The following is a 20,489-nucleotide window of genomic DNA, read 5'->3' as shown; positions in this document are numbered from 1 at the left end:
CCGATGCATCGATCCTCGGCTTTTCGACCACCCACCACATCGGAAGCGCTTACCTATCTTCCCAGCTCAGAGAGCCTTAGACGCCCTTGTAGGCGCCGCCTAGGTATACCTAGATCGCCTCGCGCGGCTCGAGGATGTAGATCGGCATGTCGCGGTCGGGGGCCCGTCGTGCGTACTGGGTCCAGCCGGGGTAGATCTTCAAGCCCTGCTCCCAGACGCGGGTGCGGCGGTCGCCGGTGGCCAGGACCGCTGTCACCTCGCGGGTCTCGCTGTCGACGACCACGGTGGCCTGGGGGTGGGCCTGCAAGTTGTGGTGCCAGGCCGGGTGGCGGTCCTGGCCCCAGTTCGAGGCGATCACGGCCAGGCCCTCGGAGGTGGGCAGGCCGAGCAGGGGAACGGTGCGCCGGGCGCCGCTGCGGGCGCCGGTGGTGGTGAGCAGCACGACCGGCAGGCCGGTGACCAGGCTGGCCAAGGTGTGGCGGCCGTTGGTGAGCCGGAAGAGCGGGCGGTCGACGCGGTGCAGGAAGCGGGCGAACGCCCACGAGGCGGGTGCGGTCGCGCACACGCGGCGCATCACCCGGCGGGTCGCGCCGGCCCGCGCGTAGTCGTAGGTCATGGTGCGAGATCCCATCGGGGCATGGGGGCGGTCGGGGGGACCACCGCGTCCCGGGGAGAGTAGGACATCACCTCGGCGGTGGCGTGCCGGATGTAGGCCGACATGGCCGCGCGCGCCTCGGGGTCGGCGATGGTGGCCTCGGCGGCGGCGTCGAAGCAGGCGACGAAGCGGTCGCCCAGATCGCCCTCGGCGCCCTGGTTGGCGTGCAGCCGCAGCATGGCGAGGTGGCCGCCGTACTCGGTGGAGAAGATGGGTGGCCCGCCGAAGACCTCACCCCAGTAGTGGGCCAGGCGCTGCACGTGATCGGCGTGCCGCTGGTGGGAGAACGGGTGCTCCAGCACCGGGTCGGCCAGGCAACGCTCGTGGAAGTCGCCGGCCAGGGCCAGCATGGCCGGGGCGCCCCCGGCGGCCTCGTAGAGGGACATCACCGCATTGTGCGCTCCCGGAGGCGTACGTCTGCTGGGTATGTCGGACGTATGGGGCGAAACGCCGAGGGTATCTCCACGGTATGCACCGGTACGGAGACGAGGTGGCGGCGATCGCCCGGCCCCTGGTCGACGAGGGTGATCTGGACATCCTGGTCGATCGGGCCGGCTCGGCCAAGGTCGTGATGATCGGCGAGGCCAGCCACGGCACGCACGAATACTACGAATGGCGGGCGGCGCTCACCCGGCGGCTGATCGTGGAGCGGGGCTTCTCGTTCGTGGCCGTCGAGGGGGACTGGCCCGACTGCGAGCGGGTCGACGCGACCGTGCGCGGTGGCAGCGCCCGGCCCGAGGAGGCGCTGCTGGGCTACGAGCGCTGGCCGACCTGGATGTGGGCGAACGAGGAGGTGGTCGACTTCGCCCTCTGGCTGCGCGGCTTCAACCTGAACAACGGCCGCGGCGTCGGCTTCCACGGGCTCGACGTCTATTCGCTGTGGGAGTCGATGCGCCAGATCCTCACCTGGCTGCGCGAGCACGACCCGTCGCAGGTGCCGGCCGCGCTGGCCGCCTATCGGTGCTTCGAGCCGTACGCCGAGGATCCGCACGCCTACGCGTGGGCCACCCGCTTCGTGCGGGCGTGCTGCGAGGACGACGTCGTCCGGATGCTGATCGACCTGCGCGGGCGTGACCTCACGGTGTGGCAGAACGCCGAGGTGGTGGCCGGCGCCGAGCACTACTACCGGTCGATGATCGCCGGCGGGCCGAGCTCGTGGAACATCCGCGACCGGCACATGGACGCCACGATGGCCCGGCTGCTCGACCACTACGGCGAGGACGCCAAGGCGATCGTCTGGGCGCACAACACCCACGTGGGCGACGCCAACGCCACCGACCAGGCGGCGCACGGTGAGGTGACCATCGGCTCGCTGGCCCGCGAGCGTTTCGGCGCCGACCAGGTGGCCCTGATCGGCTTCGGCGGCTATCGGGGCACGGTGATCGCCGGCCGCGACTGGGGCTCGCCGATGGAGGTCATGCCGGTCCCGCCGGGCCGGGCCGACTCGCTGGAGGAGATCCTGCACGCGGAGGCGCCACCGCAGTCCCTGTTCGTCTTCCCGCCCCTCGCCGACCGCCCCGACTTCCTCGTCGATCCGCTGTCCCACCGGGCGATCGGCGTCGTCTACCGCCCCGAGCGCGACAACTGGGCCAACTACGTGCCGTCCGTGCTGGGCGACCGCTACGACGCCTTCCTCTGGTTCGACGAGACTTCGGCCGTACGTCCTCTGCACCCGTTCCACATCGACGCCCGCGAGCCGGAGACGTACCCGAGTGGTGTCTGAGGTCTTGACGGCTCACCGGCGAGGCGTACTCTAAACCCATCGGTTGATAAACCGACAGGTTTAGAGGATGGGTAGAGCTGATCATGACCGCGGATCCGATCGACGGTGTCTTCGCCGCGCTGGCCGACCCGACGCGACGGGCGATCCTGGCCCGGCTGGCGACCGGTGACGCCACGGCCGGCGAGGTGGCGGCCGGGTTCACGATCAGCCCGCAGGCGATCTCCAAGCACCTGAACGTGCTGGAGGCGGCGGGCCTGATCGCGCGCACCCGCGAGGCCCAGTGGCGGCGGTGCAGCATCGTGCCGGCGCCGCTGCGGGCCGTCGCCGAGTGGGCCGAGCAATATCGGCGGCTCTGGGAGCAGCGCTACGACGCCCTCGACACCTACCTGGAACGCCTACAGGAGGAATCATGAGCATCACCGTCCAGACCCCCACCGACACCACGATCGTCATGTCCCGCTCCTTCAGCGCTCCCCGCGACCTCGTCTTCGCCGCGCACACCCAGGCCGAGCACCTGCGCCACTGGTGGGGCCGGGGCAACCCGCTCGACGTCGACATCGACTTCACGGTCGGCGGCAAGTGGCGCTTCGTCGAGCACGCCGACGGCACCGAGCACGCGTTCCGCGGTGAGATCCGCGAGATCGACCCGCCCCAGGGCTTCACCTGGACGTTCGAGTACGAGCCGATGGCCGGCCACGTCGCCGTCGAGAAGTTCGCGTTCACCGAGTCCGGCGGCGTCACCACGGTCACCTGCACCAGCACGTTCAGCGACCAGCAGGACCGCGACGGCATGCTGCAGAGCGGCATGGAGGGTGGCGCCGAGGAGTCCTACCGGGCCCTCGACGCCTACCTCGAGAAGATCAAGCAGGGGTGAGCGCGACCACCGGGATGATCCGGGTGGTCTTGGCCTGATAGCCGGCCCAGCCCGGATCGTCAGCGGCCGCCTCGGCGAAGACGCGGTCGCGTTCCGCACCGGCCAGTGGCGTCGCCACGGCCTCGTAGGAGCGGGTGCCGTCCTCGACGGTGACCCGCGGTTCGGCCAGGACATTGTGGAACCAGTCGGGGTTCTTCGGCGCCCCGGCGGCCGAAGCTATGACCACAATTCCGTTCTTGTACGCCCGGAAGCCCAGCGGCGTCGTGTGCGGAGCACCGGAGCGGGCGCCGCGGGTGGTGAGCAGGATGAGTCCGCTGCGGCCCTTTTCGGCGCGGAACTCGTCGATGATCTGTTGGTTGTAAGGGTGAGGCATGTGTCGCTTTCTGTTCGGCTTCGATGGACGCTTCTTCGCCGAAACAGAAGGCGGGCCCCGGATCAACCCTCGGCCGGGTGCCCCACTAAGTCATGGCCCAAGGCCGACCCGGCAGTCACGAAGACACCCTAACGGCTATACGCCGCCGGTCACCACCCGGATTTTGGTGGTGAAGGTGGTCGGCCAATCGAGATAGCCGGCCACCGCGGCGGTGGCCTCGGAGCGACGTTCCGGTGGTACGGAGTCGAGCAACCGCCGCCCGGCGTGCGAGCCGATCCAGTCGATGAGCTGCTCGGCGTCGCGGAAGTGGCTGCGGAAATCGAGCTCGCTCACCTTCGTACGGGAGAAACCGGCCTCGGCCATCGCCGAGCGCAAGGATTCCACCGAGCTGAACATGGCGTGGTGAACGTGGTCCGGCGGCGGATCGTCACCGAGGCGGGCAAGAATGCGCATGACTTTGCGGTGGCGGGGATCGGGAGCCGCGAAAGAGCTGAAGGCGAGGCGGCCGCCGGGCTTCAGGAAACGGTGATAGGTGCTGAGCACGGCCGGCGGGTCGGGCAGGAAGAAGAGCACCATCGCGGCGGTGACCACGTCGAACGACCGGGCGGGGAAATCCGGGCTCTGTGCGTCGCCGAGCCGCACGGTGACGTTGCGCAGGGCGGCGGTGGCGGCGGCGGTGCGCGAGACCATGCCGGGCGCCAGATCGATGCCGGTGACGTGCCCGGCCGGCCCGACGAGACGCGCGGCGGGCAGGAGCGCGGCGCCGCGGCCGCATCCGACGTCGAGGACGCGATCGCCGGGCCGCGGGGCGACGGCCCGGACGACGGCCTCGGCCATCGGCTTGAAGAAGTCGACGCCGACACTGTCGTACTCACCGGAGACGCGGTCGAACACGTCGATGATGTTCATTGGCCCAGCATGGCAGCCGGGCGCACCTCCGGATAGGACGGCGCTGCCCAGGCCCGTCCGCGGGTGGCGGAGGCGAGGTAGGCGCTCAGATAGGCCGTGGTGATCTTCAGGGCCCGGCGCCCGTCGATGCTGCCCAGCGGCAGCGCCCAGCGCACCGGGGGAGCGAGGCGGTAGAGCGCCACGTCGGTGAAGGTGAGCCGGTCGGCGCCCTCGAGGGTGAGGCCCGACCGCCGAGCATCAGGCCGCCCTTCTCCTCCAGGGACGCGGATCCGTCGCATCGCTCGTCCCCGCGGCACGCCTCGGCCGCGGCCGTGCCGCCCAGCCCGTGACCCAGGTAGACGACCCTCGCCGGATCCGCGTGACGGCCGTACTGGGTGACCGCGCGAGCGGCGGCGAACCGGGCGTCCGCCGCCCACACCGCGAGCAGCTGCGAACGTCGCGTGGGGTCGCGCCCGGCGGCGCTGGCCGGCACCGGCCGGCCGTCCAGAACTGTCAGACCCGCGCTGTAGGTTGGCGTCACTCCGACCACCAGATAGCCCTGAGCTGCTATGCGAGAGGCCAGGGCCGTGTATTGAGGCGCCGCCGCGCCTTGATCGGGCAAGAGCACCACGACCGGAAAGGGGCCTGCCGCAAATGCCACCTCGTCGCGCGTTCCCGTCCGAATGCTGTCGAAGCTCGTCGCCGCCCACCCGTAGCGGTGCAGCCCCTCCCACCCGGGCGGCGCATAGTCCGACTCCGCCCCCGGGGCGTGCGTCGCCGGATACCAGGTCCAGACCGAGAGCAGGCGCGGTGTGCCGCCGAGCGGCGCGAACTGATCGGTGCGCGACCGGTCCACCCACAGGTCGGTCGTCCGCCCGACGTCGTAAACCCCGTCGGGGCTGAGGCTGATCGAAGTCCGGGTCTGCTTGATGGCGTACGCCACCAGGCCGGCCACGACGACCATGACCGCCACCAGCACCCGCGCCATCCGCATCGCTGAATTGTCCGGGTCGTCGGCTTCGTTCAGCCGGTGGGGGTGGTGGAGCGGGCCCAGCGGCCCGTCGTGATCAGGGCGAGGAGCAGTACGGCCACGCCCAGTCCCACGATGATCCACCAGCCGGCGTGGCTGGCCTCGGCGAAATTCGCCGTGCCGCCGGCCACCACCGCGCCGATCACGGCCACGCCCAGCGAGGTGCCCACCTGGCGGCTGGTCGACGCGATGGCGGCGGCCACGCCCGCCTGTTCGCGGGGCATGCCCGAGACGGCGGTCTGCGTGATCGGGGAGTTGACCATGGCAAATCCGAAACCGAAGACGACGTAGCAGGCGAGGAGCAGCCAGACCGGGGTGCCGGCGGTCAGCTGGGTCAGCGGCAGGATGCCGATGATGAAGGCAATACCGGCCAGGGTCAGCGGCAGGCGGGTGCCGCGCGAGCCGACGATCCGGCCCGAGAGAGGGGAGAAGACGACGGTCATCGCGGCGAACGGCAGCGTGTAGAGGCCGGCGTGCAGGGCCGAGAGACCTCGGGTGTCCTGGAGGTAGAGCGTGTTCAGGAACAGGAAGCCGGCCAGCGACCCGAACGCCGACACCGCGATCAGGGTCGCCCCGCTGAACGGGACGCTCCTGAAGAACTTCAGCTCGATCAGCGGTTCCGTGCGCCGCGGCTCGTAGATCAGCAGCGCGGCCAGGGCGGCCGCGCCCAGCAGGAAGCAGCCGAGGATCTCGGGCGAGGTGAAGCCGGAGCCGGGGCCCTCGATGATCCCGTAGGTGACCGACGCGAGGAGGACCAGCACGATGATCTGACCGACCGGGTCGAGCCGGCGCGGGTGCGGCGCCCGCGACTCCGGCACGAAGCGCCACGCCAGCAGGAAGGCGGCCACACCGACGGGCACGTTGACCCAGAAGATCGCCCGCCAGTCGAGCGCGTGCACCAGGAAGCCGCCGAGCACCGGCCCGATCGCCAGGCTGACCCCGACGACGGCGCCCCACACGCCGATGGCCCGCGCCCGCTCCTTGGCGTCGGTGAACGTGTTCGTGATGATCGACATGGCGACCGGGTTGAGCATCGAGCCGCCGACCGCCTGCACCATCCGGAAGGCGATCAGCCACCCGAGGCTCGGCGCGAGGCTGCACAGCAGCGACCCGGCCGTGAACAGGGCCAGCCCCGTCTGGAAGACCCGGCGCCGCCCGATCCGGTCGGCCGTCGACCCGGCGAGCACGAGCAGACTGGCCAGGACCAGCGTGTACGCGTCGATGGTCCACTGCAGCCCCGACAGGGACGCGTCCAGATCGTCCTGCAACGAGGGCAGCGCGATGTTCACGATCGTGTTGTCCATGCCGACGATGAACAGGCTGCTGCAGCAGATGGCAAGAATCAGATAACGGCGCGGCACAAGATCGTTTATACGCGTACGCCCTCAGGCATACCCCCCGAAGCGACGCCAGACCGCATCGTGGTCATCGTCGAGAACCGCCCGCACGCGCCGCCCGAGTTCCTCCCCGGCCGGGGGTCGCGGCAACAGGTAAACGGCCAGTTGCAGATCCCGGAGCCGCCGCAGAACGCCCCAGACCGGCGACTCACGAACGTCAAACCCGTACCCCTCGACGAGTCGCTCATAGTCACGAGCATCACGGCGAAACCGCTCCACCCCATGAGCCGCCGGCACGAGATCAACCTCAAGCGGCCCCCAGGCAACCGTGTCGAGATCGCAGAGCACCGCCCCGCGCCCCGGATCCCAAAGCAGATTCCCGGTATGGGCATCCCCATGCACCGTCCCGAGCCCGAGCCCCCCGCCGCCCGCGCCCGCGCCGCCCGTGCTCACTCCCGCGCCGCTCGCGCCGCCCGTGCTCACTCCCGCGCCCGCACTGCCCGCGCTGCCCGCGCTGCCCGCGCCGCCCGCGCCGCCCGTGCTCACTCCCGCGCCGTCTGTGCCCGCGCTGCCGGTGCCCAGTGCTGCCCTCAAATCGCCCGAAATTTCGTGGCATAGCGCTTTTAGGCGGGCTCGCAGCTCGTCGGCGGACATGCCTACTTCCGTCGGCGCCCACTCGGGCGGCAGTGGGCGATCCAAAGCCCTCAGAATCATGCCCGGCAGGTCCCACGCCGGCAGGTCGAGCGGCAGGCGGCAGCCGTGGAGCCTTCGCAACGGCTCGGCCAGGTCGGCGGCGGGGTAGCGCTCAGCCGGCGGCGGCGGGAGCAGATGCCACGCGGTGGCCGACCAGCCCTCCGCCTGTTCCGGTTCCGGTGCCCACAACCTCGCGATGGGGACCTCTGCCTCGGCGAGTGCTGCCGCGACCCGTACGAGATGAAGGTCCGCATGAACGTCGCGGGCCAGGCGGATCAGCACCTCGGCTCGGGGAAAGCGGATGACCGCGTGCGTCGAATTCTGCAGCAGCTCGGCCTCGGAAGGGTTCAGTCCCCATTTCCGGCATATCGCGGCCAAGGGGGCCTCGAAAGGATTCATTGTGGGATTCGGAACTCCTTCGGTGGTCGACGCGGGCGGAATTCGCGTCGTACTGTGGGCGGGCGGCTTAACGCGGGGTAACGAGGAGTGCCTTTCATGCGGAGTTCTGTGGACGTGCGCACCGGCGCCGACGGCAGCGTGGTCATCGCCCCGCACGGGGAGGTGGGTGACGACCAGACGGTCGAGTTTCGCCGCGTTCTCGTGCACACGGTTCGCAAGATACGTCCGTTTCGCCTGATCGTCGACCTGGCCGATGTGCCCGAGCTCGATCCCGTCAGCGTCGGCTCGGTCGCTGCCGCCTGTGCGCTCGGCGACGATCACCACGTCACCGTCTTCGTCGACAATCCGCGGCGAGATGTCGCGAAACGGCTCGAAGCGGCCGGAGTTCCGCAGCAGCGGTTACGGTCCGCGGCGATTTAGTTTTCCGGGAAATGGACGCCGGGTAAACAGCAGGAATTCGATCTTCCGAGGTCAAGGGAATTGCCGCCGTGCATTACCGTGACGGTTGTGCCAGCAGTTCTCGAAGGGCTCCGAAAGGCGGAGACCCCGGCCCGTCTGCGGCTGTGGGTGACGGTCACCGTTCTGACCGCTGTCGCCCTGCTCGCCTCGACCAGCGTCCTCATGTCCCGGGTCCAGGACCAGGTCCGGATCATCGGTGACGACGCCGCGCCGCAGGCCGCCACCGCCGCCGATCTCTACTTCGCGCTCAGCGACATGGACGCCCAGGTCGCCCGGCTCGTGCTCAGCAACGGCAAGGACTCGCTGGCCAACAGCCAGACCGACGCCCTCGGCACCTATCGGGAACGCAGCCGCCAGGTCGACGCCGACCTGCAGAAGCTCATGGCCTCCTCGGTCGGCGTCCTCGACCTGATGGACGGCCTGTCCACCTATCGCGAGCGCGTCTGGCAGGCACTCACCGCCGGCGCCGGTGCCGCCGGCTATTACACGCAGGCCACCAACGTGCTCCACCTCGACCTGCTCCCCGAGGCCGAGCGGCTGCGCACCTTGAGCGAGGAGAGGCTCGACCGGGCGTACGCCTCCAAGCGAACCACCCAGCAGTGGGCCCTGGTCCTGGCCTCGCTTCTCGGTCTCGCGCTCGTCGTCCTGCTCATCGCCTTTCAGGTGTGGCTGGCCCGCCGCTTCCGCCGGATGCTGAACCCGTCCCTGATCGCCGCCACCCTGCTGACCGTGGCCCTGGTCGGCCCCGCGCTCGCCGTGCTGGTCGTGCAGGAGCAGCGGCTCGGCGCGGCCCGCGACGACAGCCTGCGCCCGTTCCTCGCCCTCTCCTCGGCGCGGGCCGTCAGCTACGACGCCGCCGCCGACACCAGCCGCTACCTGATCAGCGACAAGCTCGCCTTCTACAAGCAGGACTTCGACCGTAAGGCGGCCTTCCTGGACGGCGACGCGGGGCTGCGCACCGTTGCTTCCGGGCGCGACGTCAGCCCGTACGACACCGATCAGGTCTTGACCCGATGGCGTGCCTATCGGGAAGCGCACGGCCGCATCCTGGCGCTCGCCGACCAGGGCCGTGACGCGTCGGCCATCGGCTATCTGACCGGCATCCGCCGCGGCGACGCCGTCTTCGACTTCTCCTACTACGACGCCGCGGTGGCCGAGATCGCCGACGACCGTCAGGACGCCTTCGACGAGGCCATGCGGACCACGTCGCAGCTGCTCACCGGCTGGACCTGGATCCCGGCCGTCGCGATCGGCCTGGTGATCCTGCTGGTGCCGTTCTCCGTCCGCAAGAGATTCGCCGAATACCGATGAGGGGAGTGGCAGTGAGAATCCGCGCGCTGGGCCTGGTGCTGCTGCTCGCCGTCGGCGCCTGCGAGGCGCCGCGCACCTATGACGACGTGACGCCGATCGCCTGCGCCGAGGGCTCGATCACCGCGCAGGGATCGTCCGCGCAGGCCACCGCCGTCAGCGCCTGGATCAAGAACTACCAGGTGAGTTGCCCAAAGGCTTCCCTGGTGTACGCCAGCACAGGCTCCGGGGCGGGCCTGCGCGCCTTCTACGGCGGCACCGGCGATTTCGCCGGCTCCGACTCGCCGATCGCCGCCGCCGACGTGGCCAGGGCGACCGCCCGCTGCGCCTCCGGCCCGGCGATCCACCTGCCCATGGTGGTCGGCCCGATCGCGCTCGCCTTCAACGTGGCCGGCGTGGACGAGCTGCGCCTGGCCCCCGGCACGATCGCCGCCCTGTTCACCGGCAGGATCAAGCGCTGGGACGACGCCCGGGTCAAGAAGGACAACCCCGGCCTGATCCTGCCCTCGACCCCGGTCCGCACGATCCACCGCGCCGATAGCTCGGGCACAACCGACAACTTCACGAAGTTCCTGGCCGCCACGGCAAAGGCCGACTGGGCGCTCCCGTCCGGCTCGTCCTGGCCGGCTCCCGGCGGCACAGCCCAGCAGGGCAGCAACCGCTTGGTCTCGGCCATCGAGAGCACCGACGGCGCGATCGGGTACGTCGAGTCCTCGTACGCCCGCTTCCACAACCTCCCGACCGCCCGCGTGGGCAACGCGGCCGGCGAGTTCGTCCCCTTGACCGACGAGGCCGCCGCCCGCACGGTGGCCGCGGCCGAGGTCACCGGTTCCGGCCACGATCTCAAGCTCCAGTTGAACTACGCGACGAAGGACGCCGCGGCCTATCCGCTGGTCCTGGTCACCTACGAGGTCGTGTGCCGGTCGGGCTCGCCCGCGCTGGTCAAGAGCTTCCTGGGGTACGCCGCCAGCGCCGCCGGCCAGGAAGCAGCGACGCGCCTGGGATACGCGCCGCTCCCCAGCACCTTGCGGGAACGGGTGACCGCGGCCATCGGCTCCCTCTGACACCCTGTACCGCGTGGAACCGCTCCTCGAAAAGCTCCGCGCCCGGGCCTACGATCCGGCTCGCCGTTTCGACACGGCGCCGGTTCCGCTCGACTGGGCGAGGCCGCCTTCCGGCGAGGGCCTCACCTTCAGAAGCGACGGCATGGTCCTGTACCCGGCCGGCGCGGCCGAGGCGCTGGAGTACTACCGGGACGCGCCCCGAGGCCCGCTCCATCCACCCGCCACTCCCGCTAACGTCGAAGATGCCGAACGGCAGGTCGGGTGGCCGTGGCCGGAACTGCTGAGGCGCCTCTACACGGAGGTCGCCGACGGTGGATTCGGCCCCGGCCCTCGCGGCTTCGCCCGGATCGGCGACGTGGCCGCCCTCCATCACGGCGGCCGGGAGCGTGGCCGGCCCGAGTCGTGGCTCGAGCTCGCTCCGGGCGGCTGCACAATGTACTGGTATGCCGACCTTTCGAAGCCCGGCAACCCGGTCCTGCTGTACGACGCCGACGGCTGGGATCCGTTCGACGGCCAGAACCCCGAGGACGGCGTCTATCAGGTGACTCCGTCGCTGCACGAGTGGCTGAGCACGTGGGCCGAGGGCGGGGACCTCTGGGCCGAAACCCGGAGACGGTGATGCCCGGCGAGCGGCGCTCGCCGGGCACCGAAGCGGCGCGGGTCAGCCGATCAGCTGCTTGGCCTTCTCGGGCCAGGTGGCCACCGAGGGCGCCGACCGCAGCCCACCGGCCAGAATCGCGGCTCGCAGCGTGGCCGCGTCGGCGTCGGCGATCTGCCGGTACGTGGTGAAGCCACCCGCCGCGAGCGCGATCGCAATCTTGGGCCCGACCCCGGGAATCTTGGTCAGGTCATCCGGCTCGGCCACGGCAACCGCCACCGGCGCGGGCGCCGCGGCAACCTCATCGGCTTCGCCGATCCCCGGCACAGCGGCAACGGTCTCGCCGGCAACGTCACCGGCACCCGCCACAGCCACCGGCGCGGGAATCACGGCGACCTGCTCGGCCTCCGCCGCACCGGGAACAACCGCCACAGTGTCGACAGTGGACACCGGCGCGGAAGCCTCGTTCGCAACGACGGGCTCCGCGACCGGCCGCGGCCGGGGAGCCCGGGTCCGCTTCGGCTTGGCAACAGGCTCGACAACGCTCGCGGCCACCGGCTCAGCGAAGGCCGGCGCGGCCCCGACGGCGCGGGCCGCCTCGTCCTCGGCGGCGCGGGCCGGCTCGGCCTCAGCCTCGGCGGCGCGAGTCGGCTCGGTCTCGGCGATGCGGGCCGGCTCGGCCTCAGCCTCGGCGGCGCGAGTCGGCTCGTCCTCGACGGCGCGGGCCGGCTCGGCATCGGCCTCGGCGGCGCGGGTCGGCTCGGTGCCGATGGGCTCGAGGGTGGTGGCCGGTTCGGGCTTGGTGGCCTCGGCCGGCTCCGAAGTGATCGGCTCGGCGATGACGGCCGGCTCGGCGGCCGCGGCGACGGGCTCCAGCTTCTCGGCCCGGTCCGGCTCCGCGGGCGAATCCGCGGCAGAGGGGGTGGCCGGCTTGGTGTCCGGCTCGGCGGCGGCTTCCGGCTTCTCCTCGACGGCGGCCGGGTCGGTCTTGGCAGCGTCGGCCTCGAGGGCGGACTTGGGCTCGTCGGCCTGGTTCGGCTCGATCGCCGGAACGGTCGGCTCCAGCTGAGTGGCGGCCTCCGGCTTGGCGGCGGCGGGCTCGTCCGTCGCGACGGGCTCGGCGGCAACAGGCTCGGCGGGCGCGGCTTCGGAAGGGTCGTCGCTCGCGGAGGGCGCGACGGCGGCAGCCTTGGTGGGCTCGTCGTCGGCGGAGGGCGCGGCGGAAGCGAGCTCGTTGTCAACGGACGGCGCGACGGTCGCGGGCTTGGCCTGCTCTTCCTTGGCGGACAGCGCGACAGCGGCGGGCTCGGCCTGCTCTTTCTCGGCGGAAGGCTTGGCGGTCGCGGGCTCGTCGATGGCGGAAGGCTGGACGGTCGCGGGCTCGTCGATGGTGGAAGGTGTGGGTGAAGCGGACTTGGCGGCGTCGCCGGGGGTGGGGAGGTCGGTGGGTACGGGCTCGGTGGCTACCGGGTCGGGGTCGGCCGACGTGGTGGGCTCCGGGGCTGTGGTGGGTGAGTGGTCCTCGGTGGCCGGAGTGGGGATGGCGGCCGGCGCGGTGGTGGGCTGGGCGGCGACGGGCGTGGTCGCGGGCTTGTCGGACTTGCGGGTGGGGCGCAAGAGCCAGCCGGCGGCGAAGCCGATCACGACCCCGGCAATTAGGTAGAAGAATGCCATCAAGGGCCTCCGGACAACGAGGAATGCAGATTTAGCGCGCAGCTTTGCACATCTCGCTGTTTGGGCACCATGAGGGTGGTACCGACGGGGCGACATTGCTCACCGGCCGTCAGTGATTCGTCACTAATGGATGAGAAATTAAAAGGGCGCCGCCGCGGGGGACGGTCCCGCGGCGGCGCCTCCCTGATCTCGGGGATCAGGTTGAGGAGCAGGCCGTGCCGTTCAGCGTGAAGCCGGACGGCGCGGCGCTGTTCCCGGTATGTGTGGCCTGGAAGCCTATGGTGGTTGACGCCCCTGGGGCCAGAGCCCCGTTGTAACTGGCGTTGCGGGCGGTCACCTGACCCGAGGCCGGACTATAGGTGGCGTTCCAGCCCGACGTGATGCTCTGACCGGCCGGCAGGGCGAAACCGAGGCTCCAGCCGTTGATCGCCGCGGTGCCGGTGTTGGCGATCGTGACCTGGGCGGTCAGGCCCGTGTTCCAGGCGTTGACCGTGGCCGAGACGCGGCAGGCGCCCGCGGTCGGCGGTGGCGTGGTCGGCGGCGGAGTGGTCGGCGGTGGCGTCGTGGGCGGGGGAGTGGTCGGCGGAACAGTGGAGTCCAGGCCGAAGAACGTGATGGCCATCCGGGCCATCCCGCTGAGTGGGAGCGAGTGCCCCACCCCGGCCACGCTGATCCCCTCGACCGGTGCCTGGGCCGACGACGACCCGTACCGGGTGCGGGTCCAGTTCGGCTGCGGCGAATCGGTCATGGCCGGTGTCTGGCTGACGCCCAGCACATTGGTCCACTGCTTGATGGCCTCGCCGAAGTTCGGATATTGCAGCGTCGTGTCGGTGGTCCCGTGCACGACCTGCATGCGCGGGCGCCTGCCGCTATATCCGGGGTACGCCGCCCGTACGAGATCGCCCCAAGCCTGTGGGGTCTTCGAGACCTGACCGTTGGCGCAGGCCGTGTTCCACAGCGACCCGTCGGTCGTGGCGAAGCAGCCGAACGGCACACCCATGTACGCCGCGCCGGCCGCGAACACGTCCGGGTAGTCGCCGAGCAGCACGTTGGTCATCATGCCGCCCGACGACGCTCCGGTCACGAACGTGCGGGCCGTGTCCGTGCCGTACCGCTGCTGCACGTATCTGACCATCGACACGATCCCGACCGGATCGCTGTTGCCGTCGTGACGAAGCGCGCCCGCGGTGGACACATCGAAGCATTGGCCGCTGCGGGTGGCCGACGGATAGATCACGATGAAGCCGTACTGGTCGGCCAGCGACGCGAACTCCGTGCCGGAGTAGAAGGCCGGCCCTGTCCCCGTGCAGTAGTGCACGGCGACGAGCAGCGCCGGTGCGGCCGGGAGCCGGTCCGGGACGTACAGATGCATCCGGAGGTTTGTGGGGTTGGTCCCGAAGCCGGTGACCTCTTGGAGTGACGCCGCCGAGGCGGGTGCGGCGGCGACGAACGCGCCGACGAGAACGGCGGCGACGGCGGCGAGCAGGCGCTTGATCATGACTGGGCCGCGCAGGTGGCGGCGGACGGGCCGGTGCCGGTCCCCTGGAAGCCGAACTCGGTCGAGCCGCCGGCCGTGACCGACCCGTTGTAGGAGACGTTCGTGAAGGCCGAGCCGCTGCGCGACGCGTTCCACGTGTTGGTGACGGCGGCGCCGGACGGCAGGGTGACCGTGGCCGTCCATCCCCGGATCGCGGAACTTCCGGCGGTGACGCGGACAGTGGCGACGAAGCCCCCGTTCCACTGGTTGAGCGTGACGGAAGCACTGCAGCCGGCACCGGAAGGCGGGGGAGTCGTCGTGGGCGGAGGAGTGGTCGGAGGGGTGGTGGTCCCGCCGTTCAGCGCGTCCAGCACGGCGGTGTAGGCCGCCTTCTTGTTGCCGCTGCCGTCGAAGAGAAGCGGCGTTCCGCTGGCCCGCCACGAGTCGGTGTCACGGATGCCCCACACGGTAATGCCGTTGCAGCGGGTGACGGCCAGGCAGGCCCGGGTGGCCGCGGCGAACGACGACGCCTGGGCCGTGCCCGATCCCTCGATGTCGAGCTCGGTGATCTGCACGTCGACGCCCAGGTCGGCGAAGCGCTGGAGGTTGGCCTGGTAGTCCGAGGGCAGCGGGGAGGCCGAGTTGAAGTGCGACTGGAAGCCGACGCAGTCGATCGGCACGCCGCGCGCCTTGAAGTCCTGCACCATCGCGTAGACCGCGTTGCTCTTCGCGTTCTGCCCGTCGGTGTTGTAGTCGTTGTAGCAGAGCTTGGCCGCCGGGTCGGCCGCCCGCGCGGCCCGGAAGGCCACCTCGATCCAGTCGTTGCCGGTGCGCTGGAGGTTGGAGTCGCGCCGGCCGCCACCGCCGCCGTCGGCGAAGGCCTCGTTCACCACGTCCCACGAGTCGATCTGGCCCTTGTAGTGGGTGGCGACCTGGGTGACGTGGTTGACCATGGCGTTGCGCAGCGCGGTGCCGCTGAGGTTCTGGGCCCAGGACGGCTGCTGCGAGTGCCAGGCGAGCGCGTGGCCGCGGACCTTCTTGCCCTGCGAGCGGGCGAGGTTGACGATCTGGTCGGCCGAGCCGAAGGAGAAGGTGCCCTGGGACGGCTCGGTGGCGTCCCATTTCATCTCGTTCTCCGGGGTGACCGAGTTGAACTCGGTGCTGAGGATGTTCGCATAGGTCGAGTCGCTGAGTTTGTACGCCGCGACGGCCGTGCCGAAGTAGCGGCCGGTGGCCGCGGCCGAGGCGCCGAGCGTGGTGGCCGCGTCGGCGGAGGCGGCGACGAAGACGCCGGCGGCGGGGATGACCAGAGCGAGGGCAAGGAAGCGGGATCTCATGCCGAAGCCTTTCGGGGACGCATAAAGCGGCGGAGGCTTGCCCGACCTCAGTGCCGCACCTGAATACAGTGACCCGGATCGATCGAAACTTTAACGACTCGTTCCGGAAGATACAACGGCAGAATCCCGTAACTTTCGGCATTCGTAGGCCGGCCGGTACCGGTCGTCCAAGAGTGTGAGCAGGCTCAGGAGCACGACGAAGAAGAGAGTGGCGCCCACGTTGAGGTCACCGCGGCCCAGCAGCCACGCGGCGACGATGACGAGCACGATGTTCAGCACCAGCCGCGCGGCGAAGGCGCCGGCCATCGTGGCGACCTTGAACGAGGTGCCCGCGACCCACAGCGTGATCGCGGCGTTCACCACGACGAAGGCGGCGATGCCGAGGAAGAGCTCCAGGCCGGTCGAGCGCAGATCCGGCAGGAGCTCGCCGAAGATGACGCTGAGCAGGCCGATCAGCACCACCTTCTCCAGGGTTCCGGCGGAGAGAAGCCGGCGGCGGGCCGCCACGTCGGACATCCCCACCGGCAAGGGGTCGGAGTGCACGTGCCACGACCAGTCCGGCTGCGGTAGGCGCGGCCGGGCCCAGATCCACACGCCGATCGCCAGGCCCACGGCCACCAGGGCGACCACCGCGGCGGCGACCGGATAGGCGGCCACGGTGTCGGTGACGTCGAGCTGGGCGATGTGGATCCACCACTCCTGCGGCAGCTTGATGAAGATCCAGATGCCCGCGGCCACCGCCAGCCACCAGCGGAATCCGTAGCGGGTGGGGCTCCAGCGCAGGCGGACGATCTCGTACGCGATGAAGAAGTACTCGAAGGTGTTGGGGAAGATCAGCAGGACGGCCCGCCAGCCGGTGAACTCGAACAGCACGACACCGGCCAGGCGGTAGAAGTACAGGAACCGGGCGATACCGACGGCCGGCATGCTGGTCCAGTTGCGCAGCGTGGCCAGATAGGCGATGGCGAGGTAGTAGACGTCCATCGCCTTGTCGTAGTTCTGGTAGCCGGGCGGGTCGTAGCCGAACGTCTGGAAGATCGTCTGGTCGACGCCGTCGAGGATCAGCGCGGCCAGGATGGCCGGCAGCGGGAACCTCGGGATGAACAGCGGCACGATGAAGCGGGCAGCCACCACTGCCAGGAACACTGCTGTCGCCCCGGCGCTCATGCATAGACCGTCGTAGGGCCGGGCGCGCCGCGCCTCACCCGATCCGGATGATTGCGGTGCGCCGGAGGTCGGCGTCGATGGCGGCGGCCGTGGCGAGCAGGGGCGGCAGGAAGCGGCGCCGCATCACGTCGACCGTGGCCCGGGCCGCCTGCACCGAGACGTTGACCGCGCCGGCCACCGCGCCGGCGCGGTCGTGGATCGGGACGGCGATCGCCCGCAGCCCCTCCTCGAGCTCCTGATCGACGATCGAATAGCCCTGTGCCCGTACCTTGGCGATCTCCGTCCGCAGGGCCTCGGGTGACGAGAGAGTCCGGTTCGTCAGCTTTTCCGGGCGGACACGGGCGAGGTAGGCGTCTAAATTGGAGGATCCGGCCAGCAGTACCCGGCCCATCGACGTGGCGTACGCGGGAAATCGCGTTCCCACGGTGATGGCGACCGCCATGATCCGCGAGGTGGGCACCCGGGCCACATAGACGATGTCATCACCGTCGAGAACGGAGAGCGACGACGACTCGTGCAGCTCGGCGGCCAGCCTCTCCAGGTGGGGAGCGGCCACGTCCGGCAGCGTCAGGCTCGACAGATAGGCGTATCCCAGATCGAGCACCCGGGGTGTGAGCGAGAAGAGCCGCCCGTCCGTCCGCACATATCCCAGGTCGGCCAGGGTCAGCAGGAAGCGGCGCGCGGCGGCCCGGGTGAGGCCGCAGATCCTCGCCACCTCGCTCAGGGTGAGCTCGGTGTGGTCGGCGTCGAAGGCGCGGATGACCGCGAGGCCGCGCTCCAGGGACTGGACGTGATGGGGTTCCCTCATAGCTTGCTATCCAATTGATAAAGATCGTTGACGTGACACGGGGCACATCCTAGCGTTCTCCATGAGAACTCTTGTTCGCAATGCGCACACCAGAAAAAGCACAGCCTCAACCGGAGGAACGTTATGCGGCGTGTCCTGATAGGTGTAGCTATAGCGGCGCTCATCGCCGGCACGGGAGCGTGTGGATCGTCGGACGACGGCACCGCCGGCTCCACCGACAGCAGTGGTGTCGACCAGGTCAAGGTGGGTGTCATCCCGATCGTCGACGTGGCCCCGATCTATCTGGGGCAGCAGAAGGGCTTCTTCACCAACCGCAAGATCAACCTGACCATGGAGAGCGGCCAGGGCGGCGCCGCCATCGTGCCCGGCGTGGTCAGCGGCCAGTTCCAGTTCGGGTTCAGCAACTTCACCTCGCTGCTGCTGGCGCAGACGAAGAACGTGCCGATCAAGGCCGTCTCGGCCGGCGTCTCGTCCGTCGGTGAGCAGGGCAAGGACTTCGGCGGCGTGGTGGTGAACGCGAACAGCCCGATCAAGACCGCGGCCGACCTGGCCGGCAAGAAGATCTCGGTGAACACGCTGAAGAACATCGGCGACACCACGGTCCGCGAGTCGGTGCGCAAGGCCGGCGGCGACCCGTCGAAGATCAATTTCGTCGAGATGCCCTTCCCCAACGCGCCGGCGGCTCTCGCCGGCGGGCAGGTCGAGGCGTCCTGGCTCGTCGAGCCGCAGCTCTCACAGGCCAAGGCGGCCGGCGCCCGGCTCGTGGCCTCCAACTTCGTCGACGCCGCGCCCAACCTGTCGGTGGCCGCCTACTTCACCTCGACCAAGCTCGAGGGTGAGGACGCCGACCTGGTCAAGCGCTTCACCGAGGCGATCAACGAGTCGCTGGCGTACGCCGACGCGCACCCCGACGAGGTGCGGGCGGTCCTCGGGACGTACACCAAGATCGACGAGAAGACGCGGGCCGCGATGATCCTCCCGAAGTGGCCGACCGAGATCAACAAGGACTCGGTGCAGACCCTGGCCGACCTCGGCGCCAAGGACGGCATCTTCGACGGCAAGACGCCTGACCTGGCGAAGCTGTTGCCGTGAGGTCCAAGGCCCTCCTCGGGTTGGCCGGCCTGGCCGGGCTGCTCGGTGTGATCGAGCTGCTGCCGCGACTCGGGCTGGTGGACGACAGCTATCTGCCGCCCACCAGCGCGATCGCGGCGGCGCTGGCCGACGAGCTCGGCACCACGGCGTTCTGGCAGGCCGTCGGCGACACCCTGACCGGGTGGGCCCTCGGCCTGCTGATCGCCGTGGCCGCCGGCGTGCTGATCGGCCTCGTGGTCGGCGCGGTGCCCGTGCTCCGCGCCGCCACGGCGTCCACCATCGAGTTCCTGCGCCCGATCCCGTCGGTGGCCCTGATCCCGCTCGCGGTCCTGCTCTACGGCACCGACCTCGGCTCGGTCCTGCTGCTCGTCGTCTACGCCTCGTTCTGGCAGGTCCTGGTCCAGGTGCTCTACGGCGTGGCCGACGTCGACCCGATCGCCGACGAGACCGCGCGCAGTTTCCGCTTCAGCGCGTGGGCCCGGGTCCGCAACGTGCTCTGGCCGACCGCGCTGCCGTACGTCTTCACCGGCATCCGCCTGGCCGCCTCGGTGGCCCTGGTCCTGGCGGTCACGGCCGAGCTGGTCATCGGCGCACCCGGCCTGGGCAAGCTGATCGCGGTCGCGCAGACGTCGGGCGCCGTCCCGGACATGTACGCGCTGATCGCGGTCACCGGCCTGCTCGGTGTGGCCATCAACCTGGCCGCGCGGGTCGTCGAGCGCCGCTCGCTGTCCTGGCATCAGTCCGTCCGCGGGGAGGTCCCGGCGTGAAGCGTTTCCTCTACGTCGCCGGTCTGCCCCTTGTGTTGCTGCTCGGCTGGTTCGTCCTCAGCAACGGCAGTGAGAACTTCTATGCGCCGCCTCTCAGGGACATCTTGCGGGCATTTGTCGACACGTGGACGCCGGAACGTCTCCGGGCTGATGTCCTGCCGAGTCTGATCCGCCTTTTGTCCGGATATATTCTGGCGGCGATCCTCGGCATCGCGATGGGGGTCGCGATTGGACTCAACCGGCGGCTCCGGGCGACTGTGGAACCGGTGCTCGAATTCTTCCGCGCTATTCCGCCGCCGGTTCTCGTCCCGGTGATCATGCTGTTCGCCGGCATCGGCAACGGTATGAAGATCATCGTGATCGTCTTCGGCTGCGTCTGGCCGATCCTGCTCAACACCGTCGAGGGGGTCCGGGCAGTCGACTCGGTCCAGCTCGACACCGCAAAGGCTTATGGCGTACGGGGTCTCGCGTGGATCCGTACGGTCATCCTCCCTTCCGCCTCGCCGCAGATCGCGGCCGGGCTCAGGCAGGCGCTCTCCATCGCGATCATCCTGATGGTGATCAGCGAGATGTTCGCGGCCAGCAACGGCCTCGGCTTCACCATCGTGCAGTTCCAGCGCAGCTTCGCCATCCCCGAGATGTGGAGCGGGATCATCCTGCTCGGCCTGCTCGGCTTCGCGCTGTCCCTGCTGTTCCGGCTCGCCGAGGGGCGGGCGCTCCGCTGGTACCACGGTCTGCGCGACGCGCAGCGCAAGTCATGAGGGAT

The 20,489-nt window shown here is 70.1% G+C and carries 22 protein-coding genes; 10 read left to right on the top strand and 12 right to left on the bottom strand.

Annotated features, from left to right (window positions below):
* Positions 1-109: 109 nt before the first annotated feature.
* Both ACQP2X_RS30900 and ACQP2X_RS30895 read right to left on the bottom strand, forming a co-directional pair.
* Positions 110-616 (bottom strand): nitroreductase family deazaflavin-dependent oxidoreductase, encoded by a 507-nt coding sequence (locus ACQP2X_RS30900; RefSeq protein WP_498687855.1) that lies wholly within the window; start codon positions 614-616, stop codon positions 110-112.
* The gene (locus ACQP2X_RS30895; protein WP_498687853.1) at positions 613-1,041 is read right to left on the bottom strand and encodes a globin domain-containing protein; all 429 of its coding nucleotides are present in this window, start codon (positions 1,039-1,041) and stop codon (positions 613-615) included. Before ACQP2X_RS30895 ends, ACQP2X_RS30900 begins: the two co-directional genes overlap by 4 nt.
* An 83-nt stretch (positions 1,042-1,124) precedes the next feature.
* Here ACQP2X_RS30895 and ACQP2X_RS30890 point away from each other — a divergent pair, with 83 nt between their 5' ends.
* The 3 genes from ACQP2X_RS30890 to ACQP2X_RS30880 all read left to right on the top strand — a co-directional run bounded on the left by ACQP2X_RS30890 (position 1,125) and on the right by ACQP2X_RS30880 (position 3,252).
* Positions 1,125-2,378, top strand: a complete 1,254-nt coding sequence (locus ACQP2X_RS30890) for an erythromycin esterase family protein (protein ID WP_498687851.1) — start codon at positions 1,125-1,127, stop codon at positions 2,376-2,378.
* An 83-nt stretch (positions 2,379-2,461) separates the two neighbouring features.
* A complete protein-coding gene (locus ACQP2X_RS30885; protein WP_498687849.1) occupies positions 2,462-2,791 on the top strand; it encodes an ArsR/SmtB family transcription factor in 330 nt (109 codons plus the stop codon).
* A complete protein-coding gene (locus ACQP2X_RS30880) occupies positions 2,788-3,252 on the top strand; it encodes an SRPBCC family protein (protein WP_498687847.1) in 465 nt (154 codons plus the stop codon). The genes ACQP2X_RS30885 and ACQP2X_RS30880 overlap by 4 nt, the downstream gene beginning before the upstream one ends.
* Here ACQP2X_RS30880 and ACQP2X_RS30875 read toward each other — a convergent pair.
* The 5 genes from ACQP2X_RS30875 to ACQP2X_RS30855 all read right to left on the bottom strand — a co-directional run bounded on the left by ACQP2X_RS30875 (position 3,239) and on the right by ACQP2X_RS30855 (position 7,972).
* The gene (locus ACQP2X_RS30875; RefSeq protein WP_498687845.1) at positions 3,239-3,625 is read right to left on the bottom strand and encodes a nitroreductase/quinone reductase family protein; all 387 of its coding nucleotides are present in this window, start codon (positions 3,623-3,625) and stop codon (positions 3,239-3,241) included. The genes ACQP2X_RS30880 and ACQP2X_RS30875 overlap by 14 nt on opposite strands.
* A 135-nt stretch (positions 3,626-3,760) precedes the next feature.
* On the bottom strand, positions 3,761-4,534 hold the full coding sequence (locus tag ACQP2X_RS30870) for a class I SAM-dependent methyltransferase (protein ID WP_498687844.1): 774 nt from the start codon (positions 4,532-4,534) through the stop codon (positions 3,761-3,763).
* Between the two features lie 106 nt (positions 4,535-4,640).
* A complete protein-coding gene (locus ACQP2X_RS30865) occupies positions 4,641-5,507 on the bottom strand; it encodes an alpha/beta hydrolase (protein WP_498687843.1) in 867 nt (288 codons plus the stop codon).
* A gap of 29 nt (positions 5,508-5,536) precedes the next feature.
* Entirely contained in the window at positions 5,537-6,904 is a 1,368-nt protein-coding gene (locus ACQP2X_RS30860; RefSeq protein WP_498687841.1) for an MFS transporter, read from the bottom strand.
* A gap of 24 nt (positions 6,905-6,928) precedes the next feature.
* Positions 6,929-7,972, bottom strand: coding sequence for a phosphotransferase (locus ACQP2X_RS30855; protein ID WP_498687840.1), 1,044 nt, complete (start codon positions 7,970-7,972; stop codon positions 6,929-6,931).
* A gap of 108 nt (positions 7,973-8,080) precedes the next feature.
* Between ACQP2X_RS30855 and ACQP2X_RS30850 the strand changes: the two genes are divergently transcribed.
* The 4 genes from ACQP2X_RS30850 to ACQP2X_RS30835 all read left to right on the top strand — a co-directional run bounded on the left by ACQP2X_RS30850 (position 8,081) and on the right by ACQP2X_RS30835 (position 11,422).
* A complete protein-coding gene (locus tag ACQP2X_RS30850) occupies positions 8,081-8,392 on the top strand; it encodes a hypothetical protein (RefSeq protein WP_498687838.1) in 312 nt (103 codons plus the stop codon).
* A gap of 87 nt (positions 8,393-8,479) precedes the next feature.
* On the top strand, positions 8,480-9,742 hold the full coding sequence (locus tag ACQP2X_RS30845; protein ID WP_498687837.1) for a GlnX family signal transduction membrane protein: 1,263 nt from the start codon (positions 8,480-8,482) through the stop codon (positions 9,740-9,742).
* 11 nt (positions 9,743-9,753) lie between these two features.
* Positions 9,754-10,803, top strand: coding sequence for a phosphate ABC transporter substrate-binding protein PstS (gene pstS, locus ACQP2X_RS30840; RefSeq protein ID WP_498687836.1), 1,050 nt, complete (start codon positions 9,754-9,756; stop codon positions 10,801-10,803).
* Positions 10,804-10,816: 13 nt separating this feature from the next.
* Positions 10,817-11,422 (top strand): hypothetical protein, encoded by a 606-nt coding sequence (locus ACQP2X_RS30835; RefSeq protein ID WP_498687835.1) that lies wholly within the window; start codon positions 10,817-10,819, stop codon positions 11,420-11,422.
* Positions 11,423-11,464: 42 nt separating this feature from the next.
* Here the strand turns inward: ACQP2X_RS30835 and ACQP2X_RS30830 are convergent, their stop codons facing one another.
* From ACQP2X_RS30830 to ACQP2X_RS30810, 5 genes are all read right to left on the bottom strand, one after another.
* Positions 11,465-13,075 carry a helix-hairpin-helix domain-containing protein gene (locus ACQP2X_RS30830; RefSeq protein ID WP_498687834.1) on the bottom strand — a complete coding sequence of 537 codons (1,611 nt, stop codon included), beginning with the start codon at positions 13,073-13,075 and terminating at the stop codon, positions 11,465-11,467.
* 196 nt (positions 13,076-13,271) lie between these two features.
* The gene (locus ACQP2X_RS30825; protein WP_498687833.1) at positions 13,272-14,573 is read right to left on the bottom strand and encodes an extracellular catalytic domain type 1 short-chain-length polyhydroxyalkanoate depolymerase; all 1,302 of its coding nucleotides are present in this window, start codon (positions 14,571-14,573) and stop codon (positions 13,272-13,274) included.
* A complete protein-coding gene (locus ACQP2X_RS30820; RefSeq protein ID WP_498687832.1) occupies positions 14,570-15,889 on the bottom strand; it encodes a glycoside hydrolase family 10 protein in 1,320 nt (439 codons plus the stop codon). The genes ACQP2X_RS30825 and ACQP2X_RS30820 overlap by 4 nt, the downstream gene beginning before the upstream one ends.
* 90 nt (positions 15,890-15,979) lie before the next feature.
* The gene (locus ACQP2X_RS30815; protein ID WP_498687831.1) at positions 15,980-17,056 is read right to left on the bottom strand and encodes a hypothetical protein; all 1,077 of its coding nucleotides are present in this window, start codon (positions 17,054-17,056) and stop codon (positions 15,980-15,982) included.
* A 34-nt stretch (positions 17,057-17,090) separates the two neighbouring features.
* A complete protein-coding gene (locus ACQP2X_RS30810; RefSeq protein WP_498687828.1) occupies positions 17,091-17,864 on the bottom strand; it encodes an IclR family transcriptional regulator domain-containing protein in 774 nt (257 codons plus the stop codon).
* 123 nt (positions 17,865-17,987) lie between these two features.
* Between ACQP2X_RS30810 and ACQP2X_RS30805 the strand changes: the two genes are divergently transcribed.
* The 3 genes from ACQP2X_RS30805 to ACQP2X_RS30795 are packed head-to-tail and all read left to right on the top strand — an operon-like array spanning position 17,988 to position 20,484.
* Positions 17,988-18,956, top strand: a complete 969-nt coding sequence (locus ACQP2X_RS30805) for an ABC transporter substrate-binding protein (RefSeq protein WP_498687827.1) — start codon at positions 17,988-17,990, stop codon at positions 18,954-18,956.
* On the top strand, positions 18,953-19,723 hold the full coding sequence (locus tag ACQP2X_RS30800) for an ABC transporter permease (protein ID WP_498687825.1): 771 nt from the start codon (positions 18,953-18,955) through the stop codon (positions 19,721-19,723). The genes ACQP2X_RS30805 and ACQP2X_RS30800 overlap by 4 nt, the downstream gene beginning before the upstream one ends.
* Positions 19,720-20,484, top strand: coding sequence for an ABC transporter permease (locus tag ACQP2X_RS30795; RefSeq protein WP_498687823.1), 765 nt, complete (start codon positions 19,720-19,722; stop codon positions 20,482-20,484). Before ACQP2X_RS30800 ends, ACQP2X_RS30795 begins: the two co-directional genes overlap by 4 nt.
* The last annotated feature ends 5 nt before the right edge of the window (positions 20,485-20,489 follow it).

Source organism: Actinoplanes sp. CA-131856 (assembly GCF_050956135.1).
In the GTDB taxonomy this organism is placed as follows: Bacteria; Actinomycetota; Actinomycetes; order Mycobacteriales; family Micromonosporaceae; genus Actinoplanes.
The sequence above is the reverse complement of the archived record's forward strand: the minus strand, read 5'-3'. Positions and strand labels throughout refer to the sequence as shown.

Bases quoted from the DNA above. Each gene is read 5' to 3' on its own strand.
- ACQP2X_RS30875 (WP_498687845.1), bottom strand. From the start codon at position 3,625: ATGCCTCACCCTTACAACCAACAGATCATCGACGAGTTCCGCGCCGAA.
- ACQP2X_RS30880 (WP_498687847.1), top strand. From the start codon at position 2,788: ATGAGCATCACCGTCCAGACCCCCACCGACACCACGATCGTCATGTCC.
- ACQP2X_RS30855 (WP_498687840.1), bottom strand. From the start codon at position 7,972: ATGAATCCTTTCGAGGCCCCCTTGGCCGCGATATGCCGGAAATGGGGA.
- ACQP2X_RS30805 (WP_498687827.1), top strand. From the start codon at position 17,988: ATGCGGCGTGTCCTGATAGGTGTAGCTATAGCGGCGCTCATCGCCGGC.
- ACQP2X_RS30885 (WP_498687849.1), top strand. From the start codon at position 2,462: ATGACCGCGGATCCGATCGACGGTGTCTTCGCCGCGCTGGCCGACCCG.
- ACQP2X_RS30820 (WP_498687832.1), bottom strand. From the start codon at position 15,889: ATGAGATCCCGCTTCCTTGCCCTCGCTCTGGTCATCCCCGCCGCCGGC.
- ACQP2X_RS30825 (WP_498687833.1), bottom strand. From the start codon at position 14,573: ATGATCAAGCGCCTGCTCGCCGCCGTCGCCGCCGTTCTCGTCGGCGCG.
- ACQP2X_RS30870 (WP_498687844.1), bottom strand. From the start codon at position 4,534: ATGAACATCATCGACGTGTTCGACCGCGTCTCCGGTGAGTACGACAGT.
- ACQP2X_RS30900 (WP_498687855.1), bottom strand. From the start codon at position 616: ATGACCTACGACTACGCGCGGGCCGGCGCGACCCGCCGGGTGATGCGC.
- ACQP2X_RS30895 (WP_498687853.1), bottom strand. From the start codon at position 1,041: ATGTCCCTCTACGAGGCCGCCGGGGGCGCCCCGGCCATGCTGGCCCTG.
- ACQP2X_RS30865 (WP_498687843.1), bottom strand. From the start codon at position 5,507: ATGCGGATGGCGCGGGTGCTGGTGGCGGTCATGGTCGTCGTGGCCGGC.
- ACQP2X_RS30810 (WP_498687828.1), bottom strand. From the start codon at position 17,864: ATGAGGGAACCCCATCACGTCCAGTCCCTGGAGCGCGGCCTCGCGGTC.
- ACQP2X_RS30830 (WP_498687834.1), bottom strand. From the start codon at position 13,075: ATGGCATTCTTCTACCTAATTGCCGGGGTCGTGATCGGCTTCGCCGCC.
- ACQP2X_RS30815 (WP_498687831.1), bottom strand. From the start codon at position 17,056: ATGAGCGCCGGGGCGACAGCAGTGTTCCTGGCAGTGGTGGCTGCCCGC.
- ACQP2X_RS30890 (WP_498687851.1), top strand. From the start codon at position 1,125: ATGCACCGGTACGGAGACGAGGTGGCGGCGATCGCCCGGCCCCTGGTC.